The following is a 15,757-nucleotide window of genomic DNA, read 5'->3' as shown; positions in this document are numbered from 1 at the left end:
CCCGCCGGTGCTGGACAATGGAACGCATGCCTTCCGCACTTCCCGACGGCGAGCCCGTCCCCGGCGACGGGGCGCTGCCCGCGCACGCCCTGGCCGGGGCCGCCGAGCGACCCCTCGGGTTCTACCTCCACGTCCCGTACTGCGCGACCCGCTGCGGCTACTGCGACTTCAACACCTACACGGCGACCGAGCTGCGGGGCAGCGGCGGTGTGCTCGCCTCCCGGGACAACTACGCGGACACGCTGACCGACGAGATCCGGCTCGCCCGCAAGGTCCTCGGCGACGACCCCCGCCCGGTCCGCACGGTCTTCGTCGGAGGCGGTACGCCCACGCTGCTGGCCGCCGACGATCTCGTACGGATGCTGGGCGCGATCCGGGACGAGTTCGGGCTCGCGGACGACGCGGAGGTCACGACGGAGGCGAACCCCGAGTCGGTCGGCCCCGAGTACCTCGCGACCCTGCGCGCCGGGGGCTTCAACCGGATCTCCTTCGGCATGCAGAGCGCCCGGCAGCACGTCCTGAAGGTGCTCGACCGCACCCACACCCCGGGCCGTCCCGAGGCCTGCGTCGCCGAGGCCCGCGCGGCCGGATTCGCACATGTGAACCTGGACCTGATCTACGGCACGCCGGGAGAGTCGGACGACGACTGGCGGGCCTCGCTGGAGGCGGCCCTCGGCGCGGGCCCCGACCACATCTCCGCGTACGCGCTGATCGTCGAGGAGGGCACGCAGCTGGCGCGCCGCATCCGCCGCGGCGAGGTCCCGATGACGGACGACGACGTGCACGCGGACCGCTATCTCATCGCGGACGAGGTGATGTCGGCGGCGGGCTTCGACTGGTACGAGGTGTCGAACTGGGCGACCGCCGGCTCGCCGGGAAGCCGCTGTCTGCACAACGAGCTCTACTGGCGGGGCGCCGACTGGTGGGGCGCGGGCCCCGGCGCGCACAGCCACGTGGGCGGCGTTCGCTGGTGGAACGTGAAGCATCCGGGGGCGTACGCGGCGGCCCTGGCCGAGGGCCGCTCCCCGGGGGCCGGCCGTGAACTCCTGACCGAGGAGGACCGCCGGGTCGAGCGGATCCTCCTCGAACTGCGGCTGCGCGAGGGCTGCCCGCTCTCCCTGCTCCGCCCCGAGGGCCTCGCGGCCTCCCGCCGCGCGCTGTCCGAGGGCCTCCTCGAAGCCGGACCGTACGACGCGGGCCGCGCCGTCCTCACCCTCCGGGGCCGCCTCCTCGCGGACGCCGTCGTCCGGGACCTGGTGGACTGAGGACCGCCCGGGCCGGGCGCGGCACCGAAGCAGCGCCCGGTCACTCCGGGGCGGTGACGAAGTCGATCAGTTCCTCCACACGGCCCAGGAGGGCGGGTTCCAGGTCCTTGTAGGAGCGGACCCCGGACAGGATGCGCTGCCAGGCCGCGCCGGTGTTGTCCGGCCAGCCCAGGGCCCGGCACACACCCGTCTTCCAGTCCTGGCCGCGCGGGACCCGGGGCCAGGACGCGATGCCGACCGAGGACGGCTTCACGGCCTCCCACACGTCGATGTACGGGTGGCCGAGCACCAGGGCGTGCTCGCTCGTGACCGCCTCCGCGATCCGGGACTCCTTCGAACCCGGGACCAGGTGGTCCACGAGGACGCCGAGCCGGGCGTCCGGGCCCGGGGCGAACGCGTCGACCACCGCCGGGAGGTCGTCGACACCCTCCAGGTACTCCACGACGACCCCCTCGACGCGCAGGTCGTCGCCCCAGACCCGCTCGACCAGTTCGGCGTCGTGGCGCCCCTCGACATAGATGCGCCCGGCGCGCGCCACCCGGGCGCGGGCGCCGGGCACCGCCACCGATCCGGACGCCGTGCGGCTGGGGCGGACCGGTGCCGCCGCGGCGGGCCGGACCAGGGTCACGACCTTGCCCTCCAGCAGGAAGCCGCGCGGCTCCAGCGGGAACACCCGGTGCTTGCCGAAGCGGTCCTCCAGGGTCACCGTGCCCGCCTCGCAGCGGATCACCGCGCCGCAGAAGCCGGTGCCGGGCTCCTCGACGACCAGTCCCGGGTCCGCCGGGACCTCGGGCACGGACCGGGGCTTCTTCCAGGGCGGGGTCAGGTCCGGAGAGTACTGGCGCATTCGGATGACGATAGGAGAAGCCCGCCGGGGCTCACAGCGACACGCCGAAACGCCGGGCCAGGGCGTCCCGTTGGGTCCGTACGAACGCCGCGTCCACCACCGCCCCGTGCCCGGGGACGTACAGCGCGTCCTCGCCGCCCAGCGCGAGCAGCCGGTCGAGCGCCGCCGGCCAGCGCGAGGGTACGGCGTCGGGGCCCGCCTGCGGCTCTCCCGACTCCTCGACCAGGTCGCCGCAGAACACCACCGCGGGGTCGCCCGGCACGACGACCACGAGGTCGTGGCCGGTGTGGCCCTCACCCGTGCGCACCAGCCGGACCTCGACGCCGCCTCCGAGGTCCAGATCCCAGGTGCCCCGGACGAGCCGCCGCGGGCGTACGAGGGTGTCGGCGGCCTCCTGAGCCGCCCGCGGGTCGAGACCGTTGCGCACCGCGTCCGCGCACAGCTCCTCGCGGCCGCGTCCGTACACCTCGGGCGAGCCGTCGGCGGCGAAGATCTCCACGCCGGCGAAGGCGGCCGCGCCGAAGACATGGTCGAAATGAGGGTGGGTGAGCGCGACATGCGTCACACGCGCGCCGCTGAGGGCCCGCGCCTCGGCGCGCAGCCGGGCGCCCTCCGCGAGGCTCGACCCGGCGTCGATCATCAGCGCCGCCCCCGCGCCGACGACGAGCCCGGCCGTGCAGTCCCAGTCCGGAAGACGCCGCCGCCCGACCCCGGGCGCCACCCTTTCCCACCCGAGCTCTTCCCAAGTCAGCCTCATGCGGCGACGCTAACGGTGACGGGGCGCCGTGCACGACATCGCAGGCCCGCCCTTGCCCGGGTCGTGCCCGACCGCCGTACACTGGGCCGGGGAACGTTGGCACTCGCGTGCGCTGAGTGCCAGGCGAAAGCCACGAAGGCCACGAAGACCACCGAGTCGACTTCTGGAGGTGCGCGATGCTCAGCGAACGCAGGCTCGAGGTGCTGCGCGCCATCGTCCAGGACTACGTGGGCACCGAGGAGCCGGTCGGCTCCAAGGCGCTCACCGAGCGGCACCGCCTCGGCGTCTCGCCCGCGACCGTCCGCAACGACATGGCGGTCCTGGAGGACGAGGGGTACATCGCCCAGCCGCACACCAGCGCCGGGCGCATCCCCACCGACAAGGGCTACCGCCTGTTCGTCGACAAGCTCGCCGGCGTCAAGCCGATGACCGCGCCCGAGCGCCGTGCCATCCAGAACTTCCTGGACGGCGCGGTCGACCTGGACGACGTCGTCGGACGGACGGTGCGGCTGCTCGCGCAGCTCACCCGGCAGGTCGCCGTCGTGCAGTACCCCTCGCTGACCCGCTCGACCGTGCGGCACGTGGAGCTGCTCTCCATGGCCCCCGCGCGGGTGATGCTCGTGCTGATCACGGACACCGGCCGGGTCGAGCAGCGCATGATCAACTGCCCGGCGCCGTTCGGCGAGACCTCGCTGGCGGACCTGCGGGCCCGGCTCAACAGCCGGGTCGCGGGACGCCCCTTCGCGGACGTCCCGCAGCTCGTCCAGGACCTCCCGGACGCCTTCGAGGCGGAGGACCGGGGTACGGTCTCGACGGTGCTCTCCACTCTGCTGGAGACACTCGTCGAGGAGACCGAGGAGCGGCTGATGATCGGCGGTACCGCCAATCTCACGCGCTTCGGACATGACTTCCCTCTCACCATCCGGCCGGTGCTCGAAGCGCTGGAGGAGCAGGTCGTGCTCCTCAAGTTGCTTGGAGAGGCCGGGGATTCGAGCATGACCGTGCGAATCGGGCACGAGAACGCTTACGAGGGACTCAACTCCACGTCCGTGGTCTCCGTCGGCTACGGTTCGGGCGGCGAGGCAGTAGCCAAACTCGGCGTGGTCGGCCCGACCCGCATGGATTACCCGGGAACGATGGGAGCGGTACGAGCGGTGGCACGGTACGTCGGACAGATCCTGGCGGAGTCGTAAGTGGCCACGGACTACTACGCCGTACTCGGCGTGCGCCGCGACGCGTCCCAGGACGAGATCAAGAAGGCGTTCCGGAGGCTCGCTCGCGAGCTGCACCCGGACGTCAATCCCGATCCGAAGACGCAGGAGCGGTTCAAAGAGATCAACGCCGCGTACGAGGTGTTGTCGGACCCGCAGAAGAAGCAGGTCTACGACCTCGGCGGCGACCCGCTGTCCCAGCAGGGCGGCGGTGGCGCCGGCGGCTTCGGCCAGGGCGGCTTCGGGAACTTCTCCGACATCATGGACGCCTTCTTCGGCACGGCGTCGCAGCGCGGACCGCGCTCGCGCACCCGCCGCGGCCAGGACGCCATGATCCGGCTGGAGATCGAGCTCGACGAGGCGGCCTTCGGCACCACGAAGGACATCCAGGTCGACACGGCCGTCGTCTGCGGCACCTGCAACGGCGAGGGCGCGGCCCCCGGCACCGCGGCGCAGACCTGTGACATGTGCCGCGGCCGCGGCGAGGTGTCCCAGGTGACGAGGTCCTTCCTCGGCCAGGTCATGACCTCGCGGCCGTGTCCGCAGTGCCAGGGCTTCGGCACCGTCGTCCCGACCCCGTGCCACGAGTGCGCGGGCGACGGCCGGGTCCGCTCCCGCCGCACCCTCACGGTCAAGATCCCGGCCGGTGTGGACAACGGCACCCGCATCCAGCTCGCGGGCGAGGGCGAGGTCGGCCCCGGCGGCGGCCCCGCAGGCGACCTGTACGTCGAGATCCACGAGCTGCCGCACTCGACCTTCCAGCGGCGCGGCGACGACCTGCACTGCACGGTCACCATCCCCATGACGGCGGCGGCCCTCGGCACCAAGGTGCCGCTGGAGACCCTCGACGGCATGGAGGAGGTCGACATCCGTCCGGGCACGCAGTCCGGCCAGTCGATCCCGCTGCACGGCCGGGGCGTCACGCATCTGCGGGGCGGCGGCCGCGGCGACCTCATCGTGCACGTCGAGGTCATGACGCCGACCAAGCTCGACCCCGAGCAGGAGCGGGTGCTGCGCGAGCTGGCGCAGATGCGCGGCGAGGAGCGGCCCACGGGCCAGTTCCAGCCCGGCCAGCAGGGGCTCTTCTCCCGTCTGAAGGACGCCTTCAACGGCCGGTGACGAACGCGGGGCGCGGGGCGGGAAACCCCCCCGCGCCCTTCGCTCCGAGGACCGGAATCCGGACGCACGACCGGATTCGGACTTGCCCGGGGGACGTGACAACATGCCGTCATGTCCACCGCGCTGACCGATCTCTTCCCTCACCCGATCGTGCAGGCCCCCATGGCGGGCGGCGTCTCCGTCCCGCAGCTCGCGGCCGCCGTGTCCGAGGCCGGCGGGCTGGGCTTCCTCGCCGCCGGGTACAAGACCGCCGACGGCATGTACCAGGAGATCAAGCAGCTGCGCGGGCTGACCGGCCGTCCCTTCGGCGTCAACCTCTTCCTCCCGCAGCCCGAGCACGCGGACGCGGCCTCGGTCGAGGTGTACGCCCACCAGCTGGCAGGCGAGGCCGCCTGGTACGAGACCGAACTCGGTGATCCGGACAGCGGCCGCGACGACGGCTACGACGCCAAACTCGCCGTCCTCCTCGACAACCCGGTGGCGGCCGTCTCCTTCCACTTCGGTGTCCCCAAGCCGGAGGTGCTGGAGTCGCTGCGCCGCGCCGGCACCCTCACCCTGGTCACCGCCACCACCGCCGAGGAGGCCCTGGCCGTGCAGCGGGCCGGCGCCGACGCGGTGATCGTGCAGGGCATCGAGGCCGGCGGGCACCAGGGCACCCACCGGGACAACCCGGAGACGGACGGCACGGGCGTCGGCCTGCTCACCCTGGTCGCGCGGACCCGCGAGACCGTGGGCATCCCGGTCGTCGCGGCGGGCGGTCTCATGCGCGGCAGCCAGATCGCTGCCGTCCTCGCCGCGGGCGCGAACGCGGCCCAGCTCGGCACGGCCTTCCTCGCCACCCCCGAGTCCGGGGCGAGCGCCGTGCACAAGCAGGCGCTGACCGACCCCCTGTACGTACGCACGGAGCTGACCCGCGCCTTCACCGGACGTCCGGCACGCGCGCTGGCCAACCGCTTCATGCGCGAGCACGGCCCGTACGCCCCGGCCGCCTACCCCGAGATCCACCATCTGACGCTGCCGCTGCGCAAGGCGGCCGCGAAGGCGGGCGACGCCCAGGGCATGGCACTGTGGGCGGGGCAGGGCCACCGCATGGCGCGTGACCTGCCCGCCGGGCAGCTGGTGGAGCTACTGAACGCAGAAATCACGGCCGCCGAGACAGCGTTGTCGGCCGCCGCCGAGATCCCGGAAGAGGGTGCGCCCCGATGACGGCACCGGTGTTCCTGGTCGAGCACTTCGACACGGACGGCGAGGGACGTCATGTCCTCGACGGAAGCGAGGGGCGGCACGCCGTCTCCGTGAAACGGCTGCACAGCGGCGAGGACGTGGTGCTCACCGACGGGGCCGGGCGCCGGGCGGACTGCGTGGTCCTCGCCACCGAGGGCAAGGACCGGCTGATCGTACGGATGGGCGCGGTCACCGAGGAGGCGGCCGAGGAGCCGCGCATCACGGTCGTACAGGCGCTGCCCAAGGGCGACCGGGGCGAGCTGGCCGTCGAGACCATGACCGAGACCGGCGTCGACGCGATCGTCCCCTGGGCCGCCTCCCGCTGCATCACGCAGTGGAAGGGCGAGCGGGGCCTGAAGGCGCTCGCCAAGTGGCGGGCCACCGCCCGGGAGGCCGGCAAGCAGTCCCGCCGGGCTCGCTTCCCCGAGGTCGCGGACGCGATGACGACCAAGCAGGTTGCCGCACTTCTCGCCAAAGCCGACCTGGCCGCCGTGCTCCACGAGGACACCGCCCTGGGCACCGAGCCCTTCGCGACCGCCGCGCTGCCCGCATCCGGGGAGATCGTCCTCGTGGTCGGGCCCGAGGGCGGGATCTCCGCCGAGGAGGTCGCGCTCTTCACCGAGGCCGGCGCGCGGACCTTCCACCTGGGGCGCACCGTGCTGCGCACCTCGACGGCCGGGACGGTGGCCACGGCCCTGCTGCTGGCCCGCACCGGCCGCTGGTCCTGACCGCCGCCCTCGGGACCGGCCCCACCGACCGCACTCCACCGGGGAATCCATGGAACTCGCTCAGGTACGACTGCTCGTCTCCGACTTCGCCGCCTGCTACCGCTTCTACTCCGAAGTCCTCGGCCTCAAGCCCCAGTCGGGCGCGGCCGAGGGCCCGTACGAGAAGTTCAGTCCCGTCATCGGATCGGCGGGCATCGCCCTCCAGGACCGCGCCATGATGACCGAGATCCTCGGAGAGCTCGGCGACACCGTGACCGGGCACCGGTCGCTGGTCGTGCTGCGGGTGGACGACCTGGACGTCTACTGCGAACAGGTCGTCTCGCGCGGCGCCACCCTGCTGCACGGCCCGGCACCGATGACGGACCGCATGCGGGTCGCCCATCTCAAGGACCCCGAGGGCAACCTGGTGGAACTCCAGGAATGGCTGCTGATGCTCGGCTGACGGCAACTCCTTCGGGTGGTTGTGCCCCCGATGGCCGCATGCGGTCTACCGCGCTCCGCCGTGCGGTGGCACGCTGCCGTCCATGGGGGCTTCGAGGTATTCCAGGCGCCGGACGAGGCGCGGGCGGGCCGTGATGGCCCTCGGACTGGGCGCGGCCGGAGTGTTCGCGGTGACCGGGTGCCGGCCCGTGGACGGACTCAGCACGGCGACCGTCGCCTACACGACCGACCAGACGGCGACCAAGGAACTCAAACGGCAGCACGTGGACGTGAGTTGGCTCACCTGCACGGCCCGCGTGGGCAACGTGGGCGGGGCGTCCGCGTCGGGAAAGGCGTCCTCGCCGGGCGAGAACACCGTGGCCACCGTCGACTGCCGGGGAAAGACGGGCGACGGCCGCGCCATCGTCGTCAAGGGCAGGGTCACCCGTGCCGTCAACGGCGCCTGTGTACGCGGGGATCTGCGCGCCACCGTCGGCGGCCGGCAGGTCTTCCGGGTGAAGGGCCTCGGCGACTGCACCACGGGACCCACCGCGCCGGTCACCTACCACCCCACGTACGGCGGGCCCAACCCCACCGTCACCGTCACGGTGACGAAGACGATGTGGTGCAAGGGCGATCCCACCTGCTGGCCCTCGCAGGGCAAGTGACCTGCCGGGTCGTACACGGATCAAGGGATCCAAACCCCTGTCGGGCCGCGCGTGCGCTGCATAGGGTGACCGGGTGACTGAGTCCGCAGCCTCCGCGTACATCCGGTTTCCGCATCTGCACGGCGAGTTGGCCGTCTTCACGGCCGAGGACGACATCTGGGCCGCGCCGCTCGACGGCGGCGGCCGCGCCTGGCGGGTCAGCGCCGACAACGTACCGGTCAGCCATCCGCGCATCTCCCCGGACGGCACCACCGTCGCCTGGACGTCGACGCGTGACGGAGCCCCTGAGGTCCACGCCGCCTCCCTGGACGGCGGGCCCGCGAAACGGCTGACGTACTGGGGCAGCGTCAAGACCCAGGTACGCGGCTGGACCGCCGACGGCCAGGTGCTCGCCCTGAGCACCCACGGCCAGGCCAGCCTGCGCCGCACCTGGGCCCGCGCCGTTCCGCTCGACGGCGGTCCCGCGACGACCCTGCCGTACGGGCCCGTCGGCGACGTCGCCACCGGAGAGGGCGGCGTCGTCCTGCTGTCCGCCCCGATGGGACGCGAGGCCGCCTGGTGGAAGCGCTACCGGGGCGGCACGGCGGGCAAGCTGTGGATCGACCGGGACGGCGACGGCGAGTTCGTCCGGCTGCACGAGGACATCGACGGCAACCTCGAACACCCCCTCTGGGTCGGCGAACGGATCGCCTTCCTCTCGGACCACGAAGGCGTCGGCGCCCTGTACTCCTCCCTCGCCGACGGCTCCGACCTGCGCCGCCACACCCCGCTGGGAGGCTTCTACGCCCGACACGCGGCCACCGACGGCACCCGCGTGGTGTACACGTCCGCCGGTGAACTGTGGCTCCTGGACGACCTCGACGGCGCCGAGCCGCGCCGCCCCGGCATCCGGCTCGGCGGCCAGCGCGTCGACCAGCAGCCCTACCCCGTGAGCGCCGCGCGCTGGTTCTCCGCAGCCGCCCCCGACCACACCGGACGCGGCAGCGCGGTCTCCGTGCGCGGAGCCGTCCACTGGGTCACCCACCGCTCGGGACCCACCCGCGCCCTCGCCGCGGAACCGGGCGTCCGCGCCCGGCTGCCCCGCACCTTCCGCGCCGAGGGCGAGGAACACGTGGTGTGGGTGACCGACGCCGAGGGCGACGACGCCCTCGAATTCGCCCCCGCCACCGGAGTCGCCCCCGGAGCCACCCCGCGACGGCTCGCCGCCGGCGCGCTCGGCCGCGTCCTCGGCCTCGCCGTGGCACCCGACGGAAGCCGCGTCGCCGTCGCCTCGCACGACGGGCGCGTGCTGCTCGTCGAGCGCGAGAGCGGCGAGGTCCGCGAGGTCGACCGCAGCGAGGACGGCGAGGTCACCGGACTCGTCTTCTCGCCCGACTCGGCCTGGCTCGCCTGGTCCCACCCCGGCCCCCGCCCGCTGCGCCACCTCAAGCTCGCCAACACCACCGACCTGTCGGTCACCGAGGCGACCCCGCTGCGCTTCCGGGACTACGCACCCGCCTTCACCCTCGACGGCAAGCACCTCGCGTTCCTGTCGGCCCGCGCCTTCGACCCCGTCTACGACGAGCACGTCTTCGACCTGGCCTTCGTCGGCGGATCCCGGCCGTATCTGATCACCCTGGCCGCCACGACCCCGTCCCCCTTCGGACCGCAGCGGCACGGCAGACCCTTCGAGGCCCCCGACAAGGACGAGACGCCCGACAGCGAGGGCGCCCCCAGCACCCGTATCGACCTGGACGGACTCGCCGACCGGATCGTGCCGTTCCCCGTCGAGGCCGCCCGCTACTCCACGCTGCGCGCCGCCAAGGACGGACTGCTGTGGCTGCGCCACCCGTTGCGCGGCGTCCTCGGCTCCTCCCGCGCCACCCCGGACGACCCGGACCCGAAGACCGAACTGGAACGCTACGACCTCGCCCAGCAGCGCATCGAGCATCTCGCCACCGACGCCGACCACTTCACCGTCACCGGCGACGGCAAGCGGGTCCTGCTGTGGACCGACGGAAAGCTCAAGGTCGTCCCCAGCGACCGGCGCGCCTCGAACGACGACGAGAGCGACACGAACATCACCGTCGACCTCTCGCGGGTGCGCCAGAGCGTCGACCCGGCCGCCGAGTGGCGCCAGATGTACGACGAGACGGGCCGCCTCATGCGGGACAACTTCTGGCGGCCGGACCTCGGCGGCGTCGACTGGGACGGCGTCCTCGACCGCTACCGGCCGGTCCTGGACCGGGTCGCCACCCACGACGACCTGGTCGACCTGCTGTGGGAGGTGCAGGGCGAACTCGGCACCTCGCACGCGTACGTCACCCCGCGCGGCGGCCGGGGCGGCGGCGACCGGGCGCAGGGACTCCTCGGCGCGGACATCTCCCGTCACGAGGACGGCAGTTGGCGCATCGACCGGGTCCTCCCCTCGGAGACCTCCGACCCCGACGCGCGGGCCCCGCTCGCCGCGCCCGGCGTCGCGGTGCGCGCCGGGGACGCGATCGTCGCGGTCGGCGGCAGGCCCGTGGACCCGGTGGCCGGACCCGCGCCGCTGCTCGTCGGCACGGCGGGCAGTCCGGTCGAGCTGACGATCTCGCCCTCCGGCGGCGGCGATCCGCGCCACGCGGTCGTCGTACCGCTCGCCGACGAGGAGCCGCTGCGCTACCACGCGTGGGTCGCCGACCGGCGTGCCCACGTCCACGAGCGGTCCGGCGGGCGCCTCGGCTATCTGCACGTGCCCGACATGGTCGGCGCCGGGTGGGCGCAGCTCCACCGCGACCTGCGGGTCGAGGTGGCCAGGGAGGGCCTGGTCGTGGACGTCCGCGAGAACCGGGGCGGCCACACATCGCAGCTCGTCGTGGAGAAGCTCGCCCGGCGGATCGTCGGCTGGGACCTGCCCCGCGGACTGCGCGCCTACAGCTACCCGGAGGACGCCCCGCGCGGTCCCGTCGTCGCCGTCGCCAACGAGTTCTCCGGTTCCGACGGCGACATCGTCAACGCGGCGATCAAGGCGCTCGGCATCGGACCCGTGGTCGGCACCCGCACCTGGGGCGGTGTCATCGGCATCGACAGCCGCTACCGCCTCGTCGACGGCACCAGCGTCACCCAGCCCAAGTACGCCTTCTGGATGGAGGGTTACGAGTGGAACGTGGAGAACCACGGCGTGGATCCCGACGTCGAGGTCGTCCAGGCGCCGCAGGACCACGCGGCCGGGCGTGACACCCAGCTCGACGAGGCGATCAGGATCGCGCTGGCCGCGCTGGAGGAGAACCCGGCGAAGACCGCCCCCGCGCTGCCGCCGTTGTGACCGTGTCCCGGCGGGCGGACGGCGGTGGCGCGAGCCGCGCACGAGCCGTCCGGCCCGCCGGGCGGCTAGCATGCGGAGCGGCAGATGATCGGCTGGCGTGAGGAGGCACACGCATGGCGCAGGAGCCGGGGCGGGACGCGGGCGGGGAACCGCAGGACGACTGCCTGTTCTGCAAGATCGTGGCGGGGCAGATCCCGGCGACGCTGGTGCGCGAGAGCGACACGACCGTGGCGTTCCGCGACATCAACCCGCAGGCACCCACGCACATCCTGATCATTCCCAAGCTGCACTACCCCGACGCCGCGTCCCTGGCCGCCGCCGAGCCCGCCGTCGCGGCGGACGTCCTGCGCGAGGCCGGCGAGGTCGCGGCCGAGGAGAAGCTGGAGAGCTACCGCGTCGTGTTCAACACGGGCAGCGGCGCCGGCCAGACCGTGTTCCACGCGCACGCCCATCTCCTGGGCGGACGCGGCATGCAGTGGCCGCCGGGATAGCCGGCCTTGTCCGCACGTGAACTGGTGGTCCTCGGCACCGCCAGCCAGGTTCCGACCCGGCACCGCAACCACAACGGCTATCTGCTGCGCTGGGACGGCGAGGGTCTCCTCTTCGACCCCGGAGAGGGCACCCAGCGCCAGATGCTGCGCGCCGGGGTCGCCGCGCACGACCTGAACCGCATCTGCGTCACCCACTTCCACGGCGACCACGCGCTCGGACTCGGCGGGGTGATCCAGCGCATCAACCTCGACCGCGTACCGCACGAGGTGACCGCGCACTACCCGCTCTCCGGGGCGCACTTCTTCGAGCGGCTGCGGTACGCCACCGCCTACCGCGAGACCGTGCCGCTGACCGAGGCGCCGGTCGCGGACGACGGCGTCCTCGCGACGACCCCCGCCTACACCCTGGAGGCCCGCAGGCTCTCGCACCCCGTCGAGTCCTTCGGCTACCGGCTGGTCGAGCCGGACGGCCGGCGGATGCTGCCGGAGCTGCTCGCCCGGCACGGCATCAAGGGGCCCGACGTCGGGGTGCTGCAACGGGACGGCTCCCTGCGGGGCGTCACGCTGGACGACGTCAGCGAGGTCCGGCCGGGACAGAAGTTCGCGTTCGTCATGGACACCCGGCTGTGCGAGGGCGTGGACGCGCTCGCCGAGGGCTGCGACCTGCTGGTCATCGAGTCGACGTTCCTCGACGGCGACCACAAGCTGGCGGCCGACCACGGCCATCTGACGGCCGGCCAGGCCGGCCGGGTGGCCAAGGAGGCGGGGGTGCGGCACCTCGTGCTCACCCACTTCAGCCAGCGCTACCCCGACGCCGGGGAGTTCGAGCGCGAGGCCCGCGCGGCGGGGTTCGACGGGGAACTGACGGTGGCGCAGGACCTGGTGAGGGTGCCGGTCCCGAAGCGGCACTGAGGACACGGCGGACGGGGGCCGTGACGCCCGGTGCCGGTTCCGGGTCCGGTTACCAGGGACGCCCGACGCCGGGCATGTCCGGTGCCGGCGCCCGACGCCTGGGACGTCCGGTGCCGGGAAGGTGCCGTTTTCGGTACGTCGGGGGAGGAACCGTACGATGCTTCGATGTCCCTCCCCAAGGCTGAACTGCACCTCCACATCGAAGGCACCCTCGAACCCGAGCTGGCCTTCGCCCTCGCGGCGCGCAACGGCGTCACCCTGCCGTACGCGGACACCGAGGACCTGCGCAAGGCGTACCTCTTCGACGACCTCCAGACCTTCCTGAACCTGTACTACGAACTCATGGCCGTCTTGCGGACCGAAGCGGACTTCGCCGATCTTGCCGACGCCTATCTCGCCCGCGCCGCGGCGCAGGGCGTACGGCACGCGGAGATCTTCTTCGACCCGCAGGCGCACATCGCCCGGGGCGTGCCGATGGGGACCGTCGTCGAGGGGCTGTGGCGGGCGCTCGGGCGCAGCGAGGAGACCCACGGCGTCTCCACCCAGCTGATCATGTGCTTCCTGCGCGACGAGTCCGCCGAGTCCGCCATGGACACCCTGGAGGCCGCGAAGCCCTACCTCGACCGGATCACGGGCGTCGGCCTGGACTCCGCCGAGGTCGGCCACCCGCCCGTCAAGTTCCGCGCGGTGTACGAGGCCGCCGCCGGGCTGGGTCTGCGGCGCGTCGCGCACGCAGGGGAGGAGGGGCCGCCCGCGTACATCACCGAGGCCCTGGACATCCTCGGCGTCGAGCGCGTCGACCACGGGCTGCGCTGCATGGAGGACCCCGAGCTCGTCGAGCGGCTGGTCCGCGAGCGGGTCCCGCTGACCCTGTGCCCGCTGTCGAACGTGCGGCTGCGCGCCGTGGACGTCCTGGCGGAGCACCCGCTGCCCGCCATGATGGACGCCGGTCTGCTGTGCACGGTCAACTCCGACGACCCGGCCTACTTCGGCGGGTACGCCGGGGACAACTTCGGCGCGGTGCGCGAGGCCCTCGGGCTCGGCGAGGAGCGGCTACGGGAGCTGGCGCGCAACTCGTTCGAGGCGTCCTTCCTGGAGCACGACGAGGAGCGGCGGGCGCGGTACATCGCCGAGGTCGAGGCGTACGAGTTCCCGTAGCCCCGTAGCCCCGTAGCCCCGTAGCCCCGTAGCCCGTCGAGCGCCCGCCCACCCTCCCCTCCGATGGGCGGGCGGGCGCTCGCGGGAGTCAGGCGCCCACGGGTCCGAGCGCCGGCGCGGCCGCCGTGGGCCGGGGCCCCGCGGTCCCGTACGCCTTCCGCTGCGCGGGCACGCCCTCCAGCGGGATCCCGACGACGGGAATCTCCGGCACAGGGATCTCCGGCACGGCGATCTCCACGACGGGAATCCGGGTGGCGGGCCGTGTGCGCAGGGCCACGAGCGTCATCGGGACGCCGATCAGCAGCAGGCCCGCCGCCAGGACGGTCCCCATCGCCGGATAGCCCTCCCGCGCGGAGAGCAGGCTGCCGGTGAGCGGGCCGCACGCCGTGCCGAGCGAGGAGGCGGACCCGACGAGGACCGCCCACCGGCCGCGCGGGTCCATGGACGCGGCGAGGCCGAGCACGTACGAGAGCACGACCGGGTACAGCGCGTTCCAGGCGATCTCGCCCGAAGCGAAGGACGTCAGATCGGTGGCCGCCGCGCTCAGCGCGATGCAGCCGGCTATCAGGGCCGTGCCCAGACCGATCGGCAGCGCCCGGCCGAGCCGGGGGCCGAGGGCGCCCGCGCCGAGGGTCCCGAGCAGTCCTGCGCCGAGCGCCACCGCGAACACCGCGCCGACCTCGACCTCGGAGAGCCCGGCCTGGGTCAGACCTATCCGGCCGCTCACCCCCCACAGGGAGTTCTGTGCCAGGGACCAGAAGAGCAGGGCTCCGGCGAGCAGCAGACCCGAGCGGCGGTGCGGGAGCGGGGCGGCGGCGCGAGGGGCGTGCGCGGCCGGGGTGCGCGCGGGAAGCCGTCCCGTCAGGGTCAGCGCGAGCAGCGCGGTGCAGGCGATCGCGGCGAGCGGGTAGCCGTGCCCCGGGCCCAGATGGGGGATGGTCAGGTACAGGGCGCCCGCGAGTCCGGAGACGCCGAACAGGCCGAGGGTGGTGACCCGGTGGGGATCGGGCCGGCCGGCGATCCCGGTCGCGGCGACCGTGGTGGCCGTGCCGGAGCCGAAGCCGCCCGCGATCGCGCCGCCGATCACCAGGGGCAGGGCCGACGACAGCGCGGCGGTGCCGTAGCCGGCGGCGGCGAGGAGCAGCCCGGCGCGGGCCAGCGCGCGCGGGCCGAAACGGTCGACGCGGGAGGCGAGCAGGAAGCCGGCCGAGGCCGAGCTCAGCAGCAGGACACTGCCGACGGCTCCCGCCTGGGTGGCCGACAGCGGGAGTCCCGCGTCGAGGCGGCCGACGGTGGTGGGGAGCAGATACGCGGCGAGGTACCCGGCCGTGAAGAGGGCGACGAGGGGCCAGGGCGTGGGGGTGCGGGCGGACACGGGCGTTCCCAGGGCAGGCGAGGGCGGCTCAAGAAGAGAGGGGGGAGGGGCGGCCGTCGAAGGACAGGAACGCGCGGGCAATTTGTATCAAGGTGGGGGGTCCGCGAAGAAGGCGTGGCGGTGTGATCTGGGGCACTCTTTGTTTGCCGTGGGGGACCCGGGGTAGCGGTGGCTCCCTCTCCTCCGCCGGACGGGGAGGCGGGGCCGGCGCCGGCGCCGTCACCGTGGCAGGTCGTGGGGTGTCCGGGCAGGTGAACGGGTCGCGGCGGGCTCCGGACGGGGGACGGGTCGTGGCG

14 protein-coding genes are annotated in these 15,757 nt (G+C 73.5%); 11 read left to right on the top strand and 3 right to left on the bottom strand.

The genetic code is table 11. The annotated features are described in order from the left end of the window. Positions 1 to 26: 26 nt before the first annotated feature. Complete coding sequence (gene hemW / locus WJM95_RS10265; protein ID WP_339129282.1) at positions 27 to 1,265, top strand: radical SAM family heme chaperone HemW; 1,239 nt, start codon at positions 27 to 29, stop codon at positions 1,263 to 1,265. Positions 1,266 to 1,305: 40 nt separating this feature from the next. Here hemW and WJM95_RS10260 read toward each other — a convergent pair whose 3' ends face one another. Next, entirely contained in the window at positions 1,306 to 2,112 is an 807-nt protein-coding gene (locus WJM95_RS10260) for a DUF3097 domain-containing protein (protein WP_339129281.1), read from the bottom strand. Positions 2,113 to 2,143: 31 nt separating this feature from the next. Continuing rightward, positions 2,144 to 2,869, bottom strand: a complete 726-nt coding sequence (locus WJM95_RS10255; protein ID WP_339129280.1) for an MBL fold metallo-hydrolase — start codon at positions 2,867 to 2,869, stop codon at positions 2,144 to 2,146. A 176-nt stretch (positions 2,870 to 3,045) separates the two neighbouring features. Here WJM95_RS10255 and hrcA point away from each other — a divergent pair, with 176 nt between their 5' ends. From hrcA to WJM95_RS10205, 10 genes are all read left to right on the top strand, one after another. Then, the gene (gene hrcA, locus WJM95_RS10250) at positions 3,046 to 4,062 is read left to right on the top strand and encodes a heat-inducible transcriptional repressor HrcA (protein ID WP_328452618.1); all 1,017 of its coding nucleotides are present in this window, start codon (positions 3,046 to 3,048) and stop codon (positions 4,060 to 4,062) included. Further along, positions 4,063 to 5,199, top strand: coding sequence for a molecular chaperone DnaJ (gene dnaJ / locus WJM95_RS10245; RefSeq protein WP_339129279.1), 1,137 nt, complete (start codon positions 4,063 to 4,065; stop codon positions 5,197 to 5,199). 111 nt (positions 5,200 to 5,310) lie between these two features. Continuing rightward, positions 5,311 to 6,405, top strand: a complete 1,095-nt coding sequence (locus tag WJM95_RS10240) for a nitronate monooxygenase (protein ID WP_339129278.1) — start codon at positions 5,311 to 5,313, stop codon at positions 6,403 to 6,405. Then, on the top strand, positions 6,402 to 7,151 hold the full coding sequence (locus WJM95_RS10235) for a 16S rRNA (uracil(1498)-N(3))-methyltransferase (RefSeq protein ID WP_339129277.1): 750 nt from the start codon (positions 6,402 to 6,404) through the stop codon (positions 7,149 to 7,151). Before WJM95_RS10240 ends, WJM95_RS10235 begins: the two co-directional genes overlap by 4 nt. Positions 7,152 to 7,200: 49 nt before the next feature. Then, positions 7,201 to 7,593 carry a VOC family protein gene (locus WJM95_RS10230; protein ID WP_339129276.1) on the top strand — a complete coding sequence of 131 codons (393 nt, stop codon included), beginning with the start codon at positions 7,201 to 7,203 and terminating at the stop codon, positions 7,591 to 7,593. A 133-nt stretch (positions 7,594 to 7,726) separates the two neighbouring features. Next, the gene (locus WJM95_RS10225; RefSeq protein WP_339135458.1) at positions 7,727 to 8,239 is read left to right on the top strand and encodes a hypothetical protein; all 513 of its coding nucleotides are present in this window, start codon (positions 7,727 to 7,729) and stop codon (positions 8,237 to 8,239) included. Between the two features lie 73 nt (positions 8,240 to 8,312). After that, on the top strand, positions 8,313 to 11,525 hold the full coding sequence (locus tag WJM95_RS10220) for a S41 family peptidase (RefSeq protein ID WP_339129275.1): 3,213 nt from the start codon (positions 8,313 to 8,315) through the stop codon (positions 11,523 to 11,525). A 113-nt stretch (positions 11,526 to 11,638) separates the two neighbouring features. After that, positions 11,639 to 12,016, top strand: coding sequence for a histidine triad nucleotide-binding protein (locus tag WJM95_RS10215; RefSeq protein ID WP_339129274.1), 378 nt, complete (start codon positions 11,639 to 11,641; stop codon positions 12,014 to 12,016). Between the two features lie 6 nt (positions 12,017 to 12,022). Next, a complete protein-coding gene (locus WJM95_RS10210) occupies positions 12,023 to 12,928 on the top strand; it encodes a ribonuclease Z (protein ID WP_339129273.1) in 906 nt (301 codons plus the stop codon). Between the two features lie 165 nt (positions 12,929 to 13,093). Further along, a complete protein-coding gene (locus tag WJM95_RS10205) occupies positions 13,094 to 14,086 on the top strand; it encodes an adenosine deaminase (RefSeq protein ID WP_339129272.1) in 993 nt (330 codons plus the stop codon). An 88-nt stretch (positions 14,087 to 14,174) separates the two neighbouring features. On the opposite strand, the gene WJM95_RS10200 is transcribed toward WJM95_RS10205, so the two are convergent. Further along, positions 14,175 to 15,461, bottom strand: a complete 1,287-nt coding sequence (locus tag WJM95_RS10200) for an MFS transporter (RefSeq protein WP_339129271.1) — start codon at positions 15,459 to 15,461, stop codon at positions 14,175 to 14,177. Between the last annotated feature and the right edge of the window lie 296 nt (positions 15,462 to 15,757).

This window comes from Streptomyces sp. f51 (assembly GCF_037940415.1).
In the GTDB taxonomy this organism is placed as follows: Bacteria; Actinomycetota; Actinomycetes; order Streptomycetales; family Streptomycetaceae; genus Streptomyces.
This window is presented reverse-complemented; position numbering and strand designations above follow the sequence as displayed.

Excerpts from the sequence above, each read along its gene's own strand:
- WJM95_RS10235 (WP_339129277.1), top strand. The coding sequence starts at position 6,402 with ATGACGGCACCGGTGTTCCTGGTCGAGCACTTCGACACGGACGGCGAG.
- WJM95_RS10260 (WP_339129281.1), bottom strand. The coding sequence starts at position 2,112 with ATGCGCCAGTACTCTCCGGACCTGACCCCGCCCTGGAAGAAGCCCCGG.
- WJM95_RS10230 (WP_339129276.1), top strand. The coding sequence starts at position 7,201 with ATGGAACTCGCTCAGGTACGACTGCTCGTCTCCGACTTCGCCGCCTGC.
- WJM95_RS10255 (WP_339129280.1), bottom strand. The coding sequence starts at position 2,869 with ATGAGGCTGACTTGGGAAGAGCTCGGGTGGGAAAGGGTGGCGCCCGGG.
- WJM95_RS10225 (WP_339135458.1), top strand. The coding sequence starts at position 7,727 with ATGGCCCTCGGACTGGGCGCGGCCGGAGTGTTCGCGGTGACCGGGTGC.
- WJM95_RS10215 (WP_339129274.1), top strand. The coding sequence starts at position 11,639 with ATGGCGCAGGAGCCGGGGCGGGACGCGGGCGGGGAACCGCAGGACGAC.
- hemW (WP_339129282.1), top strand. The coding sequence starts at position 27 with ATGCCTTCCGCACTTCCCGACGGCGAGCCCGTCCCCGGCGACGGGGCG.
- WJM95_RS10240 (WP_339129278.1), top strand. The coding sequence starts at position 5,311 with ATGTCCACCGCGCTGACCGATCTCTTCCCTCACCCGATCGTGCAGGCC.
- hrcA (WP_328452618.1), top strand. The coding sequence starts at position 3,046 with ATGCTCAGCGAACGCAGGCTCGAGGTGCTGCGCGCCATCGTCCAGGAC.
- WJM95_RS10205 (WP_339129272.1), top strand. The coding sequence starts at position 13,094 with ATGTCCCTCCCCAAGGCTGAACTGCACCTCCACATCGAAGGCACCCTC.